The following is a 17,000-nucleotide window of genomic DNA, read 5'->3' as shown; positions in this document are numbered from 1 at the left end:
CATCCGCTCACCTGCTGGATGGCCTCGATTCGCGGCAGCCTTGCCAACTGGCGATCGTCGTCGGCGATGGATTATCGCCGACGGCGGTGCAGAACCATGCGATCGAGCTGATCCGCAAACTCCTGCCGCGGCTGGCCGCCGAACAAATTGAAGTTGGTCGCGTCGTGGTTGCATCCGGCGCGCGAGTCGCGCTCGGCGATGAAATCGGCGCCATGCTTGGCGCGCAAATGGTTGTGGTGCTGATCGGTGAACGTCCAGGGTTGTCCGCGCCCGACAGCCTGGGGGCCTATCTGACCTTTGCGCCGAAGCCCGGGCGCACCGACGCCGAGCGAAATTGCGTCTCCAACATCCATCGTCAGGGGCTCGGCTATGACGAGGCCGCGTTCAAAATAGCGTGGCTGGTTCGTGAAGGCCTGGCCCGGAAGGTAACCGGCGTCGCGCTCAAGGACGAAAGCGGCGGGGGAGCGCAGCATCGGATCGCGGGTTGATCGCGCCGGCGTGACAAATTCACCACTCACCTCGAAACAGTGTCATGCGCGTCGATTTGCGCCGGCCCGCGCTTGCGAGACGCGGGGCGGACCTGCTAAACCAGCGCCGCAATTTTCCCGTATGTTTTCAAGGGCTAGCGCAGATCGAAGATGGCTCGTCGATCATGGTTTTCAGCCGCGCCCTTTGAATCCTATACCTTTGAATCCTACACCTTTGAATCCTACATTGCGTCGATTGAGCCGAAGTGAGAACTGGACAGGGCATGCTCGAAAAGAACCGAGACAATCAGGGCCGGGACAATGTGGTCCATGTCGAGAAGGTCGAGCAGCGTCCGAGGGCCAGCATCGCTTTCGGCCTGGAGCGGATCGGTCTCGTCGCGGTTCGGGCGCCGATCATCTCCCTGATCATTCTGGTCGGACTGATCGTCGCTGCGGTGTTCGGCATCGAACGGATCAAGATCGACGATTCGCTCAGCCAGCTGTTCCGCTCCAACTCCAAGGAATACCGCCAGTACGAGGATGTCACCAAGCGCTTCCCGGCGACCGAATTCGACGTGCTGGTCGTGGTTGAAGGCAAGACGCTGCTGGCGCGCGACAATCTCGAGAAACTGCGCGATTTCGTCACCGATCTTCAGCTCGTCGACGGCACGCGCGGCCTGATCTCGCTGTTTTCGGCGCGCCAGGCGCCGGCGCCCGGCAGGCTGCCGGCAGCGCTGTTTCCCTCCGAGCTGCCGACCGGCGCCGACTACGACAAGTTCATCGAGACCGTCAAAAGCAATGAGATCATCCGCGGCAAGCTGTTGTCCGAGGACGGCACGCTGGCGCTGGTCGTGCTGTCGATCGAACCGGACGTCGTTTCCGGCAGCAAGCTTGGTACGGTGATCGGCGACATCAGGAAGCTGATGGCCGATGATCTCGGCTCCACCGGGCTCAGCGTGCAATTGTCCGGTGTGCCGGTGATGCAGCTCGAAATCCGCAATGCGGTCGAGCGCGACGGGCTGACCTACAACATCCTCGGCATCCTGGCCGGCTGCATCATCGCAATCATCTTCTTCCGCAAGATCTCCTTCATGATCGTGGCGGCGTTCCCGCCGCTGATCGCAATCCTGCTCGCGCTCGGTGGGCTCGGCTGGGCCAATTTCAACCTCAACATGTTCCTCAACGTGATGACGCCGCTGATCATGGTGATCAGCTTCTCGGACTCGATGCAGCTGACCTTTGCGGCGCGCGACCGCCTGATCGCGGGACAGGACAAATACACCGCGTTCAAGAACGCGGTGCTGGTGGTCGGCCCGGCCTGCGTGCTCACTCATGGCACCGCGGGAATTTCATTCATCGCGCTGCAGTTTTCCGATTCGGATCTGATCCGCAAGTTTGGCGAGGCGGGACTTGCCGCAACCATCATCGCGCTGATCGCGGTGCTGTCGCTGGTGCCGCTGTTCGGGGTGCTGCTGGTCCGCAACGAACAGGTCTTCGCGGTGAAATTCCAGAGCGCGGATGCGGGCGTCCAGGCGCTGCGGAATTTCTGCTACTGGATCGCGGTGCGCATGGTCGGCCGGCCCGGGCTGTTCAGCCTGATCGCAGTGATCATCGTCGCTAGCCTGGGGGCCGTCTATGCCAATCTGCAGCCGCGCTACCGGCTCGCGGACCAGGTGCCGGACAAACAGCAGGCAGTGGCTGCCGACAACCGGCTCGACGCCAAGCTGACCGGCGCCAATCCGATCGACGTGCTGATCGAATTTCCAAAAGGTGAGACGCTGTATTCGCCGGAAACGCTGCAGACGATCGCCGATGTTCACGCCACGGTGGAGGCCGCGGCCGGCGTCGGCAATGTCTGGTCGCTGGAGACGTTGCGCCGCTGGCTCGCCGAAAAGACCGGCAGCAGCGACGTTGCCACCCTCAAGGAATATGTCGGGCTGATTCCGGAGTATCTGGTGCGGCGTTTCATCGACGCCAAACAGGACGCGGTGCTGGTGTCGGGCCGCGTGCCGGATCTCGATTCCAGTCAGATCCTGCCGGTGGTCGACAAGCTCGATGCCAAGCTCGACGCGGTCCGCCAGAAACATCCGGGCTATGAGATTGCGGTCACCGGGCTTTCGGCGATCGCCGCACGCAACTCCGCCAGCATGATCGAGAAGCTGAACCGCGGGCTGACCATCGAGTTCGCGCTGGTGGCGATGTTCATCGGGTTGGCTTTTCGATCATGGGTCGTGATGCTCGCCTGTGTCCTGCCCGGAATCTTTCCGGTGGTGCTGTCGGGAACCGTGCTCTACCTGCTAGGCGAGGGGCTGCAGTTCGCCAGCGTCGTGGCGCTCACGGTCTCGTTCGGGCTCGGGCTCAGCGCCACGATCCACTTTCTCAACCGCTTGCGGCTGGAGAGCGGGCCCGGCGTCAGTTCGGCGGTGGCGGTCGAGCGTGCCACCGTGCTGGTCGGTCCAGCCCTGATACTGACAACGGTGGTATTGGCCTGCGGCCTGGTGGTGACGGTATTCTCCGATCTGCCGTCGTTGCGCCTGTTCGGCTGGCTCAGCGCGTTCTCGATGGTGTCGGCGCTGGTGGCCGATCTCTTCATCCTGCGGCCGACGGCAATGTTCCTGATCAGCCTGTCGGAACGAATTCACCGGCCTCGCACCGGCGAACAAGCAAAACCCCAGTTCTGATCAGGCCAGAACCGGGGCGTGCGGATAATGTCGCGAACGGCGCGGCGCGAGCCGTAGAGCTGGGCGTCAGCTCCTGACCATGGTGATGTTGACGCCCCTGATCTCTCCCTTGGAGCTGATCTGGACGGTCTGCTTGTTCCCCGTGGTGCGCAGCGTGAGGTTGGCGGCAAATCCGTTGGCTTCGACGAACACCTCGATCCTTCCACCACCCGCGGTGCCCTGCAGATTGCCGAAAACGTTGCGGCTCGCCTCGCTCCAGTTGCCGGAGATCCGATCGCCCTGGCTTGTCACGTCGCTGGTCAGGTCGAACTTGTAGCTGTCGCTGGCGCAATGCAGGCTCTGTTTCAGGCCAAGGCCGGTGCCATTGACCTTGTAGTCGGCCTTGCAGCGGATGCGCTCGGTGGTACCATCGGACAGGGCGACCGTTCCGGTGCCGGACCATGCCCCGTCGAAACCGGCGAACGGGCTGGCCGACTGGGCTTGCCCCGCCGATACTGACAACATCAGGGTGGCACCGATGCCGGCGATCTTGATCGCCTGTCCAGACAGGCGGAAGCCAAACAGTTCCATATCGAGTTTCCTATTCAAGGTGACGCTCGCCGAAGGACAAGCGCGCCGCACCGAAGACTTGGTATCGCCGCACGATGGCAGGGTTCAAATGACGAGCCCGACCGTTGTTCAGCCGAGGCAGTGTGCGTGAACCGAGGCGGATGCGGCTGTTCCACCAGCGAGATCAACTTCTTCGCCAAGCGCTGCTCGCCGCGCATCTAACGGTCAGCGCGGCGAAGTTGCAACAGCCAAATGCAAAAAACCAGAGTTCCCAATTAACGCCCTAGTATCAAACGCTTATGTATGCCAAGCAACGTTCCTGTGAAAGCACTGCGTTTGGCGGTCGGCGCCGTAATTTTGGCCGCATTTGCTTGCGCTTGTGGTTTCCATTCGCGGCTCGCCTTTCTCCGGCGTTTGCAATCTGAACGGTCTGTCCCGGTATTGCCGCGCGCGATCCGGGCGAGGCCCTTTTACACTCCTGTCAGAACGAAGGATCACGATGCGTAAATTCATGCTTGCACTTACCTTGTTGTCGCTTTCCAGCACGGCCTTCGCGCAGGCGCAACGTAGCGGCACGGAAGAAGAACAGAAGGCGTGTACGCGCGACGTGCAGAAGCATTGTCGTGACGTGATCGATCAGGGCGATTTTACGATTTTGGCGTGCTTGCAGCAACATCGTCCCAAGCTTTCCGAGGCGTGCGCCCAGGTGCTGAAAAACCACAACCAGTAAGCGCCGCGGCTCGCCAAATGGCCGCGTTCGCCGATGGTTAATGGCAAAACCCGGGGCGGTTGGTCCAGCCAGAGATCGCCGATGGCATTGGTTTTGGCGGCGCATTCCCCTATATGGGGGATGCGCGCGCTTCGCCTTGCGCGAAGCAAGAGGGCATTGCAGGCCGTTACGCCCGGAAAAATGTAGTAGCCAGTTCCTGATGACCACCGCGAACGAACTGCGATCCGGCAAGACTCACCGCGACGAGAATTTTCCGGTGGCCTCCTGGATCATCCATCCACGCCACCGCGCGCTCATTCTCGCGTTCTATAATTTTGTCAGGACAGCTGACGATATCGCCGATCACCCGACGCTGTCGGCAACCGACAAGCTCGCTTATCTCGATCTGCTCGAGGCCGAATTGTTGGGCAAGGGCGACAGCCAGGCCGAAGCCGTCAGGCTTCGGCATGCGCTTGCGGAGCGTGCGATGCCGCCGCGCCATGCGCTCGACGTGCTGATCGCCTTCCGCATGGATGTCAGCAAGCTTCGCTACGAGAACTGGGACGAAGTCATTCATTATTGCCGCTATTCGGCGATGCCGGTCGGCCGGTTCATGCTCGACGTTCACGGCGAGAGCACGTCGACCTGGGCCGCCTCGGACGCGCTCTGCGCGGGCCTGCAGATCAACAATCATCTGCAGGACTGCGGCAAGGACTATCGCAATCTGAACCGCGTCTATCTGCCCCGTGATGCGCTGGAGGCAGCAGGCGCCTCCGTCGAGGCGCTCGGGCTCGGCAAGGCGCCGTCATCGCTCCTGACATGCCTGCATGGTCTTGCGGCGCGGACTGAAACCCTGCTCGACGAAAGCAGGCCGCTCAGCGTCGAAGTGAGGGATTTCCGCCTCGGGCTGGAAATCTCCGTCATCCAGGCTTTCGCGGACAGGATCGTGCGCCTGCTGAAGGTGCGTGATCCCTTGAGCGAGCGCGTGCATCTTGGGCCGCTCGAATTACTCGCGTTCAGCCTTGGCGGCATCGTCGGCCAGACAGCGCGGCGGGCGGTGGGACGGCGAGCCGTCTCCAAACCGGCGGCCGGCGCATGACGCTGGAGGCCGCCGCAGCCGATACCGATTACGGCTCGAGCGCGTCGGGCAGTTCGTTTTATGCGGCGATGCGCATTCTCCCGCGCGACCAGCGCGAGGCCATGTTCCAGATCTACAGTTTTTGCCGGCAGGTCGACGACATCGCCGATTCCGACGGTCCGCGGCCGGAACGGCTGGCGGCGCTGCAGCAATGGCGCGACGACATCGATGCGCTATATCAAGGCCATCCGCCGCCGCGGCTGCGCGATTATGCCGGCTCGGTGCGAAAGTTCGATCTGCAGCGCGCGGATTTTCTGGCTATCGTCGATGGCATGGAAATGGACGTGCCGCAGGACATCCGCGCGCCCGACCTTGCGACCCTCGATCTGTATTGCGACCGCGTTGCGAGCGCGGTCGGCCGGTTGTCGGTGCGAGTATTCGGGCTTCCCAGCGATGACGGCTTGCTGCTCGCGCATCATCTCGGCCGGGCGCTGCAATTGACCAACATCCTGCGCGACATCGATGAAGATGCGGGCCTTGGCCGGCTGTATTTGCCGCGCGAGGGACTGGAGGCGGCCGGGATTGCCGGCAGCGATCCGATTAAGGTCACAGCCGACCCAAATGTGCCGAAGGTTTGCGCGCCTCTGGTTGCACGCGCCCGGGACCATTTCGAAAACGCCGACGCCGTGATGGCCCGTCACCCGCGCCGGGTGGTGCGCGCGCCGCGGATCATGTCGAGATATTATCGAGCGATTCTGGAACTGCTGGTCGCCAGGGGGTTTGCAGCGCCCCGGGCGCCGGTCCGCCTCAACAAATTGGCCAAGTTTGCCATCGTTCTCCGTCACGCTTTCATCTGATGCCAGACACCATCCATATCATCGGCGCCGGAATTTCGGGCCTGTCGGCCGCCGTGCGGCTGATCAACGCGAACCACCGGGTGCTCCTCCACGAGGCTACCCAGCAGGCGGGCGGGCGTTGCCGTTCCTATTTTGACGCGCAGACCAATCTCACCATCGACAACGGCAACCACCTGCTGCTCTCGGGCAATCGTCATGCGGTGGCCTATGCCCGCTCGATCGGCTCCGAGGCCGGGCTGGTCGGGCCGAAGCGCGCGCAATTTCCCTTCGTCGACCTTGCGACCGGGCAGCGCTGGCTGCTCGATCTCGGTGACAGCCGGCTGCCGCTGTGGGTGTTCGACGAAAGCCGGCGGGTGCCCGATACAGGCCTGCTCGATTATCTCGCCTTGATGCCGCTGATCTGGGCAGGGCAGAGCAAGCTGGTGGGGGATGCCATCCCTTGCGATGGCACGCTCTATCAGCGGCTGGTGCAGCCGCTGCTACTGGCCGCGCTCAATGTCGATCCGCCCGAGGGCTCGGCCGGTCTCGCCGGTGCGGTGGTGCGGGAAACATTGTTGGCAGGTGGCCAGGCCTGCCGGCCCCTGATTGCCCGCGACGGACTGAGTGCGGTCTTGATCGAGCCCGCGGTCAAGCTGCTGCAAGAGAGAGGCGCAGGTATCCGGTTCGGCCATGAGCTGCGCCAGCTCGAGATGTCGGCGGACCGGGTCGCCGTGCTGAGATTCGGCGGCGACGACGCCATCGCGGTCGGACCCGATGATGTCGTGATCCTGGCCGTGCCACCGCGTCCGGCCGCCGCGCTGTTGCCCGGCCTGAAGACGCCGACGAAATTCCGGGCCATCGTCAACGCGCATTTCCGCTTCGATCCACCCAGGGACCTGCCGGCGATCACGGGGGTGGTCGGGGGACTGGTGGAGTGGCTGTTTGCCTTCCCGCAGCGACTGTCGGTCACCATCAGCAACGGCGACCGGCTGGTCGAGATGCCGCGGGAGGAGCTCGCGGCCGCGATCTGGCGCGATGTCTGCAAGGCCGCTGGCCTTGGTGTTGTCCTTGGCGACGAGCCGCCGGAGCTGCCGCCGTGGCAGATCGTGCGCGAGCGCCGTGCCACCTTCGAGGCTACGCCGGAGCAGAACGCGCTGCGTCCGGGCGCGGTGACGGCCTGGAAAAACCTGTTTATCGCCGGCGACTGGACTGATACCGGGTTGCCGGCGACCATCGAGGGATCGGTGAGGTCCGGCGACCGCGTCGCCGATCTGGTCCTCGCCATGCGTCCTAAAGCTGATTCTAAAGCTCATTCGAAAGCCAAATCGTAAGTCACACCGCAAGCCTGGACGGTTTCGGCCTGCCGGGCCCAACAACGCTGGGACCTCGAGAGATGCATTCCGGTACCAAGATCGCAAAGATAGACACAGGAGCACTGGAGGCGAGCATCGCCTCCGCGGCGGGGGCGTTGCGCAGTTGCCAGCAGCCCGATGGACACTGGGTGTTCGAGCTGGAGGCCGATTGTACCATTCCTGCGGAATACGTGCTGCTGCGTCACTACCTCGGCGAGCCCGTCGATGCTGAGCTGGAAAAGAAGATCGGGCGCTATTTGCGCCGGACCCAGGGGACCCATGGCGGCTGGCCGCTGGTGCAGGACGGCGATTTCGAAATGAGCGCCAGCGTGAAATCATATTTCGCGCTGAAGATGATCGGCGATGCCGTCGATGCCCCGCATATGGCACGCGCCCGCGAGGCGATCCGTTCGCGCGGCGGCGCCATTCACAGCAACGTCTTCACGCGCTTCATGCTCGCGATGTTCGGCGTCATGAGCTGGCGCAGCGTGCCGGTGCTTCCGGTCGAGATCATGCTGCTGCCGATGTGGGCGCCGCTGCATCTCAACAAGATGTCCTACTGGGCGCGGACCACGATCGTGCCGCTGATGGTTCTGGCAGCGTTGAAACCGCGCGCGAAGAATCCGCTCGGCGTCGGTGTCGACGAGCTGTTCCTGCAGGATCCCCACTCGATCGGCATGACCGCCAAGGCACCGCACCAAAGCTGGTCCTGGTTCCTGCTGTTCCGCGGACTCGATAGCGTGCTGCGCGTGATCGAGCCATTCTGTCCCAAGACGCTGCGCACCAAAGCGATCGATGCCGCCATTGCCTTCATCGAGGAACGGCTGAACGGCGAAGACGGCATGGGCGCGATCTATCCGCCGATGGCCAACATCGTCATGATGTACGACGCGCTCGGCAAGCCGGCCGACTATCCACCGCGCGCCGCTACGCGACGCGGGCTCGACAAGCTCCTGGTGATCGGGGAGGAGGAGGCCTATTGCCAGCCCTGTGTTTCCCCCGTGTGGGATACGACGCTGGCATGCCATGCGATGATCGAAGCGGGCGGGGCCGAAGCGATGTCGTCGGCCAAACAGGGCAGCGATTGGCTGATCCCCAAACAGGTGCTAGACGTCAAGGGCGACTGGGCCGTGAAGCGGCCGGAACTTCGGCCAGGCGGCTGGGCGTTCCAGTACAACAACCCGCATTATCCCGATCTCGACGACACCGCAGTCGTGGTGATGTCGATGGACCGGATGCGACGTGAAACCGGCAGCAGCGATTACGACGCCGCGATTGCCCGGGGTCGTGAATGGATCGAAGGCATGCAAAGCCGCAACGGCGGTTGGGCGGCCTTCGACGTCGACAATCTCGAATTCTATCTCAACAATATCCCGTTCTCCGACCACGGCGCCTTGCTCGATCCGCCGACCGAAGACGTCACCGGCCGCTGCATTTCGATGCTGGCGCAGCTCGGCGAGACCGCCCAGGGCAACCCGCAGGTCGCAGCCGGAGTCGAATACCTGCGGCGCACCCAGCTTGCCGAGGGCTCCTGGTACGGCCGCTGGGGCATGAACTACATTTACGGCACCTGGTCAGTGTTGTGCGCGCTGAACGCCGCGGGCGTCAGCCATCAGGATCCGATGATCCGTAAAGCTACGGACTGGCTGTTGTCGATCCAGAACGAGGACGGCGGATGGGGCGAGGACGCCGTTACGTACCGGCTTGACTATCGTGGGCAGCCGCGTGCGCCCAGTACCGCCTCGCAAACGGCATGGGCCTTGCTTGGTCTGATGGCGGCGGGCGAAGCCGAGCATCCGGCGGTGGCGCGCGGGGTGGAGTACTTAATTGCAACACAAGCCGAAAAAGGCCTGTGGGACGAGCAGCGCTATACGGCTACAGGCTTTCCCAGGGTGTTTTACCTGCGCTACCATGGCTATTCGAAGTTCTTTCCTTTATGGGCGTTGGCGCGGTACCGGAATCTCAGGAATACGAACAGCAGGGTGGTAGGGGTCGGAATGTGAATTTGGGGGCGGGGGGTGAGGTGTCCGCGGACAGGATTGATCCGCGGCCGATCTTGATTGTGACTGGTTTGGCTCAGGAGGCTCGCATCGCGGCCGGCCCCGGAATGGCGGTCATCTGTAGCAGTAGCGATCCGCAGCAATTGCGCGCGCTGCTGACGGTGCTCGATCCGGCGACGATCCGGGGCGTCATCAGCTTCGGGGTAGCCGGAGGGCTGGATCCCAGCTTGCGATCGGGCGACATTGTGGTCGCGACCGAAGTCATGGCCGGCGACGCGCGCTGGCTGACCGGGTTGACCCTTAACGAGGAGCTGATTGCGAGCGTCGCGCTTGGGCGCAGGCGTGTCGTGCGCGGCGGCCTGGCCGGCGTCGAGGAGGTGGTTGCGGCGCAGGCCAGGAAGGCCGCGTTGTGGCTGGCCACGGGAGCCGCCGCGGTCGACATGGAAAGCCATATTGCAGCCGACTATGCCGATAAGGCCGGTCTCCCGTTCGCGGCACTGCGAGTGATCAGCGACCCCGCCAGCCGTGGGCTGCCGGCGATCGCTCGGAGCGCGATCAAGCCGAATGGCGATATCGACCTTGCGAAGGTTCTTCGCGGTCTCGTGCGCAATCCACGCACGCTGCGCGCGTTGGTCTCGACCGGAATCGATTTCAATCGCGCGCTACGCAGTCTAAGCGGCTGTCGAGGCTTTCTGCTCGGCGGCCTCGTCCCGGCGGATCTCTGAGAGTTCCTTCCGGGCTCGCGCCGACAAGAAGGCGTGTGCAATTGCACACGCCGGTCGCCAATCACGCGCTACGCGGCTGTCGAGGCCTTTTGCACGGCTGCCTCGTCACGGCGAATCTCCGAGAGCTTCTTCTGCACCTGCTCTGAGAAAATGTACTGCGCCGGGCGCTGCTTGGACAGATCGATCTCGGGCGCCATCGGACCGGTGGTGCGGATGCCGCGCAGCGCCACCCACATCGCCTTCAGCGGGTTCTGCAAGGCCGCGGTCGCCGCGGTCGGCTCGTAGCCGCAATGCGCCATGCAGTCGGCGCACTTCTCGTACTTGCCGGTCCCGTAGGTCTCCCAGTCGGTGGTCTCCATCAATTCCTTGAACGTCTTCACGTAGCCTTCGCCGAGCAGGTAGCAGGGCTTCTGCCAGCCGAAAATGTTGCGCGCCGGCATGCCCCAGGGCGTGCATTCATAGCTTTGGTTGCCGGCAAGGAAGTCCAGGAACAGGCCGGAATGCATGAAATTCCACGTCTTGCCCTTGCCCAGCGCGAACACGTCGCGGAACAGCTTCTTGGTCTTGGTGCGGTTCAGGAAGTGTTCCTGGTCGGGCGCGCGCTCATAGGCGTAGCCCGGCGACATCGACACCCCGACGCCGAGCTCGGTCGTGAAGTCGAGGAACTTTGCAATCTCCTCGGCCGGATGGCCGTCGAAGATGGTGGCGTTGACATTGACGGTGAAACCACGGGCCTTGGCGGCCTTGATCGCCGATACGGCGCGGTCGAACACGCCCTTCTGCGACACCGCTTTGTCGTGATGCTCCTTCAGTCCGTCGAGATGCACCGAGAAGAACAAATAGGGCGAAGGCTCGAACAGATCGAGCTTCTTTTCCAGCAGCAGCGCGTTGGTGCATAGCGACACGAATTTCTTGCGCGCCACCAAGCCGCGGACGATCTCGCCGATCTCCTTGTGGATCAACGGCTCGCCGCCGGGGATCGCCACCATCGGCGCGCCGCACTCGTCGGCAGCATCCCAGCATTCCTGCGCTGTCATGCGCCGGTTGAGGATCGCGTCCGGATAGTCGATCTTGCCGCAGCCGACGCAGGCGAGATTGCAGCGGAACAAGGGCTCCAGCATCAGAACGAGCGGATAGCGTTTGCGGCCGAGCAGCTTCTGCTTCATCATGTAGCCGCCGATACGCAGTTCCTTGAAGAAGGGTATGGCCATTACAGGTTTTCTTTCCGGATTTTAGCGAGAGATGTTGGATCAGACCGTTGCGAGTTCCGTGGGCAGCCGAAATTCAATATTTTCTTCCCGACCTGGAAGCACCGACACGGTGACGGGGCCGATGCGCCGCAGCGCTTCGATGACGTCGTCGACCAGAACCTCGGGCGCCGATGCGCCGGCGGTAATGCCGACTGCCTTGGCGTGTTTCAGCCACTCCGGGTTCAGTTCGCCGCCGTCGGCAACCAGATAACTCGCGACGCCGGCCTCGGTGCCGATTTCGCGCAGCCTGTTGGAGTTGGAACTGTTGGCGGCGCCCACCACCAGGATCACGTCCACAAACTTGCTGAGGTCCCTTACCGCAGATTGGCGGTTCTGTGTCGCATAGCAGATATCCCGTATGTCCGGGCCTTGAATGTCGGTAAATCGCTGCTGAAGGGCGGCAATGATGTCCTTGGTGTCGTCCACGCTGAGCGTGGTCTGGGTGATATAGGCCACCGGGGTGGCCGCGGGCAGCGTCAGGGCGGCCACGTCCTCGACATTCTGGACCAGCAGCACAGGGCCGGGTACCTGCCCCATGGTACCTTCGACCTCGGGATGGCCGGCGTGACCGATCAGGATCAAGGTCCGGCCTTTCGACATATAGCGCTTTCCCTGGTTATGGACCTTGGTCACCAGCGGGCAGGTGGCGTTGAGGACCGGCAGCCCGCGCGCTGCGGCCTCCTCCTCCACGGTCCGCGCCACGCCGTGGGCGCTGAACACGGTCACCGCCAAAGGGGGCACCTCGGACAGATCCTCGACAAAGATCGCACCCTTGTTCTTCAGGCTCTCGACCACGTACTTGTTATGCACGATCTCATGGCGGACATAGACCGGAGGGCCGTACTTTTCGAGCGCGCGCTCGACGATTTCGATTGCACGCACCACGCCCGCGCAAAATCCCCGGGGCTGCGCCAAAAACACTTCAATGGGACGTCCGTTACGCAAGTTGCCTCACACGCATTTTCACTGGACCTCGTCTTTATCTTTAATCTCTGGCCGCGTTTTCTCTGGCCCGTCTCGGGGTCTGCACCGGCCCAGAGACCGGATACTCGATCCGACCAGGGAGCCACGTTCATCTCATGAGTCCAGCCACCATCCTTAAGTGCTGGAAGCACAAGGCTTGTGTCAAAAATTTCCCGGTTGGGAAAGTCACATCAGGCGTGACCAGAAGGGCGAGGATTGCTCGGAAGGTATCCAGAAACTATCCGATAACCCTTTGAAGATAAAGTCTTTAAACCCTCACCCGTTCGTCACTTTACCGCCGAACATTACCGGCTATACACCCGTCTCGGCGGTTCCGCCCGTTTCGCACGATTTGTCGGTGCCCCCTCAAAAGCCCCTGAGAACAAGGTTAGCCCGGCTCGCGGAACTCCACTAGAGAGCGGGAGTTTCCGGCAAGCTCGCAGATTAGAAAGAAATAATGTGCTGACAAGTGTCGTCGTCTCGATCGTCAGAACCTGTACCCGATTTGCCACGCTCACGCTGCTCGTTGCCGTCGCGCTCGCGATCGGGGCTGGCTTTTACACGGCACGGCATTTCGTCATCAACACCGACATCAACAGGCTGATTTCCCCCAATCTGGATTGGCGTCAGCGCGACCAGCAATTCGACACCGCCTTCGACCGCGACAGCATGATCCTTGCTGTGGTGGAAGCTCCGACTCCTGAGCTGATGACCTCCGCCACCTCCGCGCTCGTGCAAAAGCTCAAGGGCGACCGCACGCACTTCCAATCGCTTCAGCCGCTTGGCTCGGGCGAGTTCTTTGAAAAGAACGGGCTGTTGTTCCTCCCGACCAGTGAGCTCAGCGAACTGACCGGCCAGTTCGAATCGGCCGCGCCGCTGATCGAAATCATGGCTGGCGATCCCAGCATCCGCGGGCTCACCGGGGCGCTGGAGACCGGACTTGCCGGCGTCAAGCGCGGCGAGGTCAAGCTCGACAACACGGCGCGGCCGTTCAACATGATCGCGCAGACGGTCGAGGACATCGTCAACAAGGGCGACGCGATTTTCTCCTGGCGCGAACTGACCAGCGACAAGCCTCTGACCGACTCCGACCGGCGCGGCTTCATCGAGCTCAAGCCGGTCCTGGATTACAATGCGCTCGAGCCGGGCAAGGACGCCACCGATGCGATCCGAGCAGCTGCGGCCGATTTGGACTTCGCGGGCAAGTATCACGCGCGGGTCCGGCTGACTGGGCCGGTGCCGATCGCCAATGAGGAATATGCGACCGTTCAGGATGGCGCGATCGTGAACGGCATCGGCACCGTGCTGGTTGTGCTGGTCATCCTCTGGCTGGCCCTGCGTTCGGCAAAGATCATTTTCGCTGTCTTCATCAACCTGTTCATCGGCCTGTCGCTGACCACCGCGGTCGGACTGATCATGGTCGGCTCGCTGAACCTGCTCTCGGTTGCCTTCGCCGTGCTCTTCGTCGGCCTCGGCGTTGATTTCGGCATCCAGTACAGCGTCCGCTATCGCTCGGAGCGTTTCAAGAACGACAACCTGACGGAGGCGCTGGAAGAGGCGGCGCGCCGCGTCGCGGTGCCGCTGTCGCTGGCTGCGATGGCGACCGCGTCCGGATTCCTGTGTTTCATCCCGACCAATTATCTGGGGATTTCCGAGCTTGGCGAGATCGCCGGGGCCGGCATGCTGATTGCCTTTACCACCAGCATCACGGTGCTGCCGGCGCTGTTGAGGCTGCTCAATCCCGCCGGTGAAAAGGAGGCGGTCGGCTATGCCTTCCTCGCTCCGGTCGACCACTTTCTCGAAAAGCATCGCATCCCGATCGTGGTCGGTACGCTTCTTCTCGTGGTCGCGGGCCTGCCGCTGCTGTATTTCATGAAGTTCGACTTCAACCCGATGAATCTGCGCAATCCGAAGGCCGAATCGATCGCGACCTTCCTCGATCTGCGCAAGGATCCGAATACCGGTGCCAACGCCATCGACGTTCTGACGAAATCCGAGACTCAAGCGAAAGCGATCGAAGCCACGCTTGAGAAGCTGCCTGAAGTGCTGCGGGTGATGTCGCTTGACAGTTTCGTTCCCGAGGATCAGGGGCCGAAGCTGAAATTGATCGAAAAAGCCGCCAAGGTGCTCAATCCTGCACTCAATCCCGACTCGATCGATGCCCCGCCCTCCGATCAGGAAAACATCGACTCCCTGAAGAGCTCGGTCGCGGCCCTGCGCAGGACCGCCGGCGACGGTCAAGGGCCTGGCGCAGTGGCCTCGCGGCGGCTTGCCGATGCGCTTGAAAAACTCGCAAGCGCCAATGAGGCGCTGCGCAACAAGGCGCAGGACGTCTTCGTGACGCCGCTGAAGGTCGTGCTCGATCAGCTCACGCTTTCGCTGCAGGCCCAGCCGGTCAGCCTGAACACGCTGCCAGCGGACCTGGTCAGTTCGTGGAAGGCCAAGGACGGCCTGATGCGGGTCGAGGCGTTGCCGCGCGGCGACCCCAACGACAATGACAACCTGCGCAACTTCGCCAGCGCGGTGCTGGCCGCCGAGCCCACCGCCATCGGCGGCCCGGTGTCGATCCTGAAATCAGGCGACACGGTGGTGGAAGCGTTCATCCATGCCGGTATCTACGCACTGGTCGTCATCGGCCTGCTGCTGTGGGTTACGCTGCGCCGGATTACCGACGTGCTGATGACGCTGGTTCCCCTTCTGGTTGCGGGCGCCGTGACGCTGGAAATCTGCGTGCTGATCAAGCTGCCGCTCAACTTCGCCAATATCGTCGCGTTGCCGCTCCTGCTGGGCATCGGCGTGGCCTTCAAGATCTACTACGTCACGGCCTGGCGGTCGGGCCGCACCAACCTGCTGCAGACGAGCCTGACGCGGGCGATCTTTTTCAGCGCCATGACGACGGCAACGGCTTTCGGTAGCCTGTGGCTATCCAGTCATCCCGGAACGTCCAGCATGGGTAAATTGCTGGCGCTTTCGCTGGTCACCACTTTGGCCGCCGTGCTGCTGTTCCAGCCGGCCTTAATGGGCAAACCCCGCGATGTCGGGGAGTAGGCAGATGTCCCCGACCGAGTCGGCAGGCTGGCCGGCATTCTTTTGACCGGGCGGCCGGGCGGCGGCAGCGACCGTCCTCGTCTTGGGCGCCGCGCCGACGGTCTTCGCTGCGGCTTTGGGGGAGCCTTTGGCCATGCTGTTGGCCGGACTCGAGGGAATCGGCGGCCCGACCCGCGTCCAGGTCTCGCCGCCGCACAGGAAGCCCAACACGCAGCCTTGAATTTCCAGCTGGTCTGGCCCCTTTGGCGTGATCGTTGAACTATAGGTCTTGCCGTCCTTGGCGTTGTAGACTTCGCCCTCCCAGGAATCGGTGCCGGGTTTTTTCTTCATGTCAAGCAGGATGGGCATACCCAGGGTTGGCCGGCTCTGCATCGCAACGTCTGGATTGTTGACGTCGCGGCCACCGGGCTCTTTCTCCCATGCCACCACGCCCCACATGTCGCCATTGCATTGGGCGACGCGGATATTGGCGACACCATCTGCGACACGCCAATCGCCGGTCGGATCCGCTGCCAAAACAGATGACAATCCCGGCGAAAAGCCGATTGCCAGAAACAATCCGGAATATAGCATGGCGGCTCGCAGAAGAGGTCGTGGGCGGTGCAACATGGCTTAAACCTGTGCTTGCGTTGATCGTCACAATGAGGGCAAAACGCCGCATCAATTGTTTTCAGTTGACGACAAGGCCATCAACCGAAGTATGTAGCTGATGCTAAACTCGAATCTAGACGTTTCCGAGATGTTTGTGGAGCGCCAGGCGCAGCGCAGTTCCATGCACTCGCGCCACTTGAATGAGCAACTGGTCCGAGTGCTCAAGACGATCGGCTATGACGTCGGTTTCCAGAAAGGCAAGGGCCAGTACCTCTACGATCGCGACGGCGTCCGCTATCTCGATCTGTTGAGTGGATTTGGCGTTTTTGCCATCGGCCGCAACCACCCCGCGCTGCGCACCGCGCTCAAGAGCGTGCTCGACAGCGATCTGCCCAATCTCGTGCAGCTCGACGTCTCCACGCTCGCCGGCGTCCTCGCCGAGCGCCTCTTGGAATATGTGCCGTATCTGGATAAGGTTTTCTTTTCCAATTCCGGCGCGGAGACGGTCGAAGCGGCGATCAAGTTCGCGCGTGGCGCGACCGGGCGGCCGGGCATCGTCTACTGCGCGCATTCGTTCCACGGCCTGTCTTACGGCGCGTTGTCGCTGACCGACGACGCGAATTTTCGCAGCGGGTTCGAGCCGTTGCTGCCGGGATGCACCGCGATTCCCTTCAACGATCTCGCAGCGCTCGAGCATGCGTTGTCGTCGCGCGAGGTCGCGGCCTTTATCGTCGAGCCCATCCAGGGCAAA

14 protein-coding genes are annotated in these 17,000 nt (G+C 62.6%); 10 read left to right on the top strand and 4 right to left on the bottom strand.

Annotation, left to right across the window (positions count from 1 at the left end; all coding sequences use genetic code 11):
* Both WCB02_RS25310 and WCB02_RS25305 read left to right on the top strand, forming a co-directional pair.
* A partial coding sequence (locus WCB02_RS25310; protein WP_423962491.1) for an ethanolamine ammonia-lyase light chain EutC occupies window positions 1-488 on the top strand: 488 nt, incomplete at its 5' end.
* Window positions 489-751: 263 nt separating this feature from the next.
* Window positions 752-3,148 carry an efflux RND transporter permease subunit gene (locus WCB02_RS25305; RefSeq protein WP_423962490.1) on the top strand — a complete coding sequence of 799 codons (2,397 nt, stop codon included), beginning with the start codon at window positions 752-754 and terminating at the stop codon, window positions 3,146-3,148.
* Window positions 3,149-3,214: 66 nt separating this feature from the next.
* Here WCB02_RS25305 and WCB02_RS25300 read toward each other — a convergent pair whose 3' ends face one another.
* Window positions 3,215-3,718, bottom strand: a complete 504-nt coding sequence (locus tag WCB02_RS25300; protein WP_423962488.1) for a hypothetical protein — start codon at window positions 3,716-3,718, stop codon at window positions 3,215-3,217.
* 478 nt (window positions 3,719-4,196) lie between these two features.
* On the opposite strand from WCB02_RS25300, the gene WCB02_RS25295 reads away from it, so the two are divergent.
* From WCB02_RS25295 to WCB02_RS25270, 6 genes are all read left to right on the top strand, one after another.
* Window positions 4,197-4,427 carry a hypothetical protein gene (locus WCB02_RS25295; protein ID WP_423962486.1) on the top strand — a complete coding sequence of 77 codons (231 nt, stop codon included), beginning with the start codon at window positions 4,197-4,199 and terminating at the stop codon, window positions 4,425-4,427.
* A gap of 199 nt (window positions 4,428-4,626) precedes the next feature.
* Window positions 4,627-5,505 carry a squalene synthase HpnC gene (gene hpnC, locus WCB02_RS25290; RefSeq protein ID WP_423962485.1) on the top strand — a complete coding sequence of 293 codons (879 nt, stop codon included), beginning with the start codon at window positions 4,627-4,629 and terminating at the stop codon, window positions 5,503-5,505.
* On the top strand, window positions 5,502-6,341 hold the full coding sequence (gene hpnD / locus WCB02_RS25285; RefSeq protein ID WP_423962483.1) for a presqualene diphosphate synthase HpnD: 840 nt from the start codon (window positions 5,502-5,504) through the stop codon (window positions 6,339-6,341). The genes hpnC and hpnD overlap by 4 nt, the downstream gene beginning before the upstream one ends.
* Complete coding sequence (hpnE, locus tag WCB02_RS25280) at window positions 6,341-7,651, top strand: hydroxysqualene dehydroxylase HpnE (protein WP_423962481.1); 1,311 nt, start codon at window positions 6,341-6,343, stop codon at window positions 7,649-7,651. Before hpnD ends, hpnE begins: the two co-directional genes overlap by 1 nt.
* 62 nt (window positions 7,652-7,713) lie before the next feature.
* A complete protein-coding gene (gene shc / locus WCB02_RS25275; protein WP_423962478.1) occupies window positions 7,714-9,675 on the top strand; it encodes a squalene--hopene cyclase in 1,962 nt (653 codons plus the stop codon).
* On the top strand, window positions 9,672-10,397 hold the full coding sequence (locus WCB02_RS25270; protein ID WP_423962494.1) for a phosphorylase: 726 nt from the start codon (window positions 9,672-9,674) through the stop codon (window positions 10,395-10,397). The genes shc and WCB02_RS25270 overlap by 4 nt, the downstream gene beginning before the upstream one ends.
* A 68-nt stretch (window positions 10,398-10,465) precedes the next feature.
* Here WCB02_RS25270 and hpnH read toward each other — a convergent pair whose 3' ends face one another.
* Together hpnH and ispH are read right to left on the bottom strand one after the other, a co-directional pair.
* Window positions 10,466-11,608 carry an adenosyl-hopene transferase HpnH gene (gene hpnH, locus WCB02_RS25265; RefSeq protein WP_423962476.1) on the bottom strand — a complete coding sequence of 381 codons (1,143 nt, stop codon included), beginning with the start codon at window positions 11,606-11,608 and terminating at the stop codon, window positions 10,466-10,468.
* Between the two features lie 39 nt (window positions 11,609-11,647).
* Window positions 11,648-12,574 carry a 4-hydroxy-3-methylbut-2-enyl diphosphate reductase gene (ispH, locus tag WCB02_RS25260; protein WP_423962493.1) on the bottom strand — a complete coding sequence of 309 codons (927 nt, stop codon included), beginning with the start codon at window positions 12,572-12,574 and terminating at the stop codon, window positions 11,648-11,650.
* A gap of 495 nt (window positions 12,575-13,069) precedes the next feature.
* Between ispH and WCB02_RS25255 the strand changes: the two genes are divergently transcribed.
* Window positions 13,070-15,658: an MMPL family transporter gene (locus tag WCB02_RS25255; protein WP_423962474.1), complete on the top strand. Its 2,589-nt coding sequence runs from the start codon at window positions 13,070-13,072 to the stop codon at window positions 15,656-15,658.
* On the opposite strand, the gene WCB02_RS25250 is transcribed toward WCB02_RS25255, so the two are convergent.
* Window positions 15,626-16,243, bottom strand: coding sequence for a DUF2147 domain-containing protein (locus WCB02_RS25250; protein ID WP_423962492.1), 618 nt, complete (start codon window positions 16,241-16,243; stop codon window positions 15,626-15,628). The two genes, WCB02_RS25255 and WCB02_RS25250, sit on opposite strands and share 33 nt — an antisense overlap.
* Before the next feature lie 124 nt (window positions 16,244-16,367).
* Here WCB02_RS25250 and WCB02_RS25245 point away from each other — a divergent pair.
* On the top strand, window positions 16,368-17,000 hold a 633-nt coding region (locus WCB02_RS25245), incomplete at its 3' end, for an aspartate aminotransferase family protein (protein WP_423962472.1).

Origin of the sequence: Bradyrhizobium sp. (genome assembly GCF_049581145.1) — a bacterium.
Classification (GTDB): domain Bacteria; phylum Pseudomonadota; class Alphaproteobacteria; order Rhizobiales; family Xanthobacteraceae; genus Bradyrhizobium.
Note: the sequence above shows the minus strand (reverse complement) of the source record. Positions and strands in the feature narration are given on the sequence as shown.

Coding starts and splice junctions, on each gene's coding strand:
- WCB02_RS25305 (WP_423962490.1), top strand. CDS start 752: ATGCTCGAAAAGAACCGAGACAATCAGGGCCGGGACAATGTGGTCCAT.
- WCB02_RS25300 (WP_423962488.1), bottom strand. CDS start 3,718: ATGGAACTGTTTGGCTTCCGCCTGTCTGGACAGGCGATCAAGATCGCC.
- WCB02_RS25295 (WP_423962486.1), top strand. CDS start 4,197: ATGCGTAAATTCATGCTTGCACTTACCTTGTTGTCGCTTTCCAGCACG.
- hpnC (WP_423962485.1), top strand. CDS start 4,627: ATGACCACCGCGAACGAACTGCGATCCGGCAAGACTCACCGCGACGAG.
- hpnD (WP_423962483.1), top strand. CDS start 5,502: ATGACGCTGGAGGCCGCCGCAGCCGATACCGATTACGGCTCGAGCGCG.
- hpnE (WP_423962481.1), top strand. CDS start 6,341: ATGCCAGACACCATCCATATCATCGGCGCCGGAATTTCGGGCCTGTCG.
- shc (WP_423962478.1), top strand. CDS start 7,714: ATGCATTCCGGTACCAAGATCGCAAAGATAGACACAGGAGCACTGGAG.
- hpnH (WP_423962476.1), bottom strand. CDS start 11,608: ATGGCCATACCCTTCTTCAAGGAACTGCGTATCGGCGGCTACATGATG.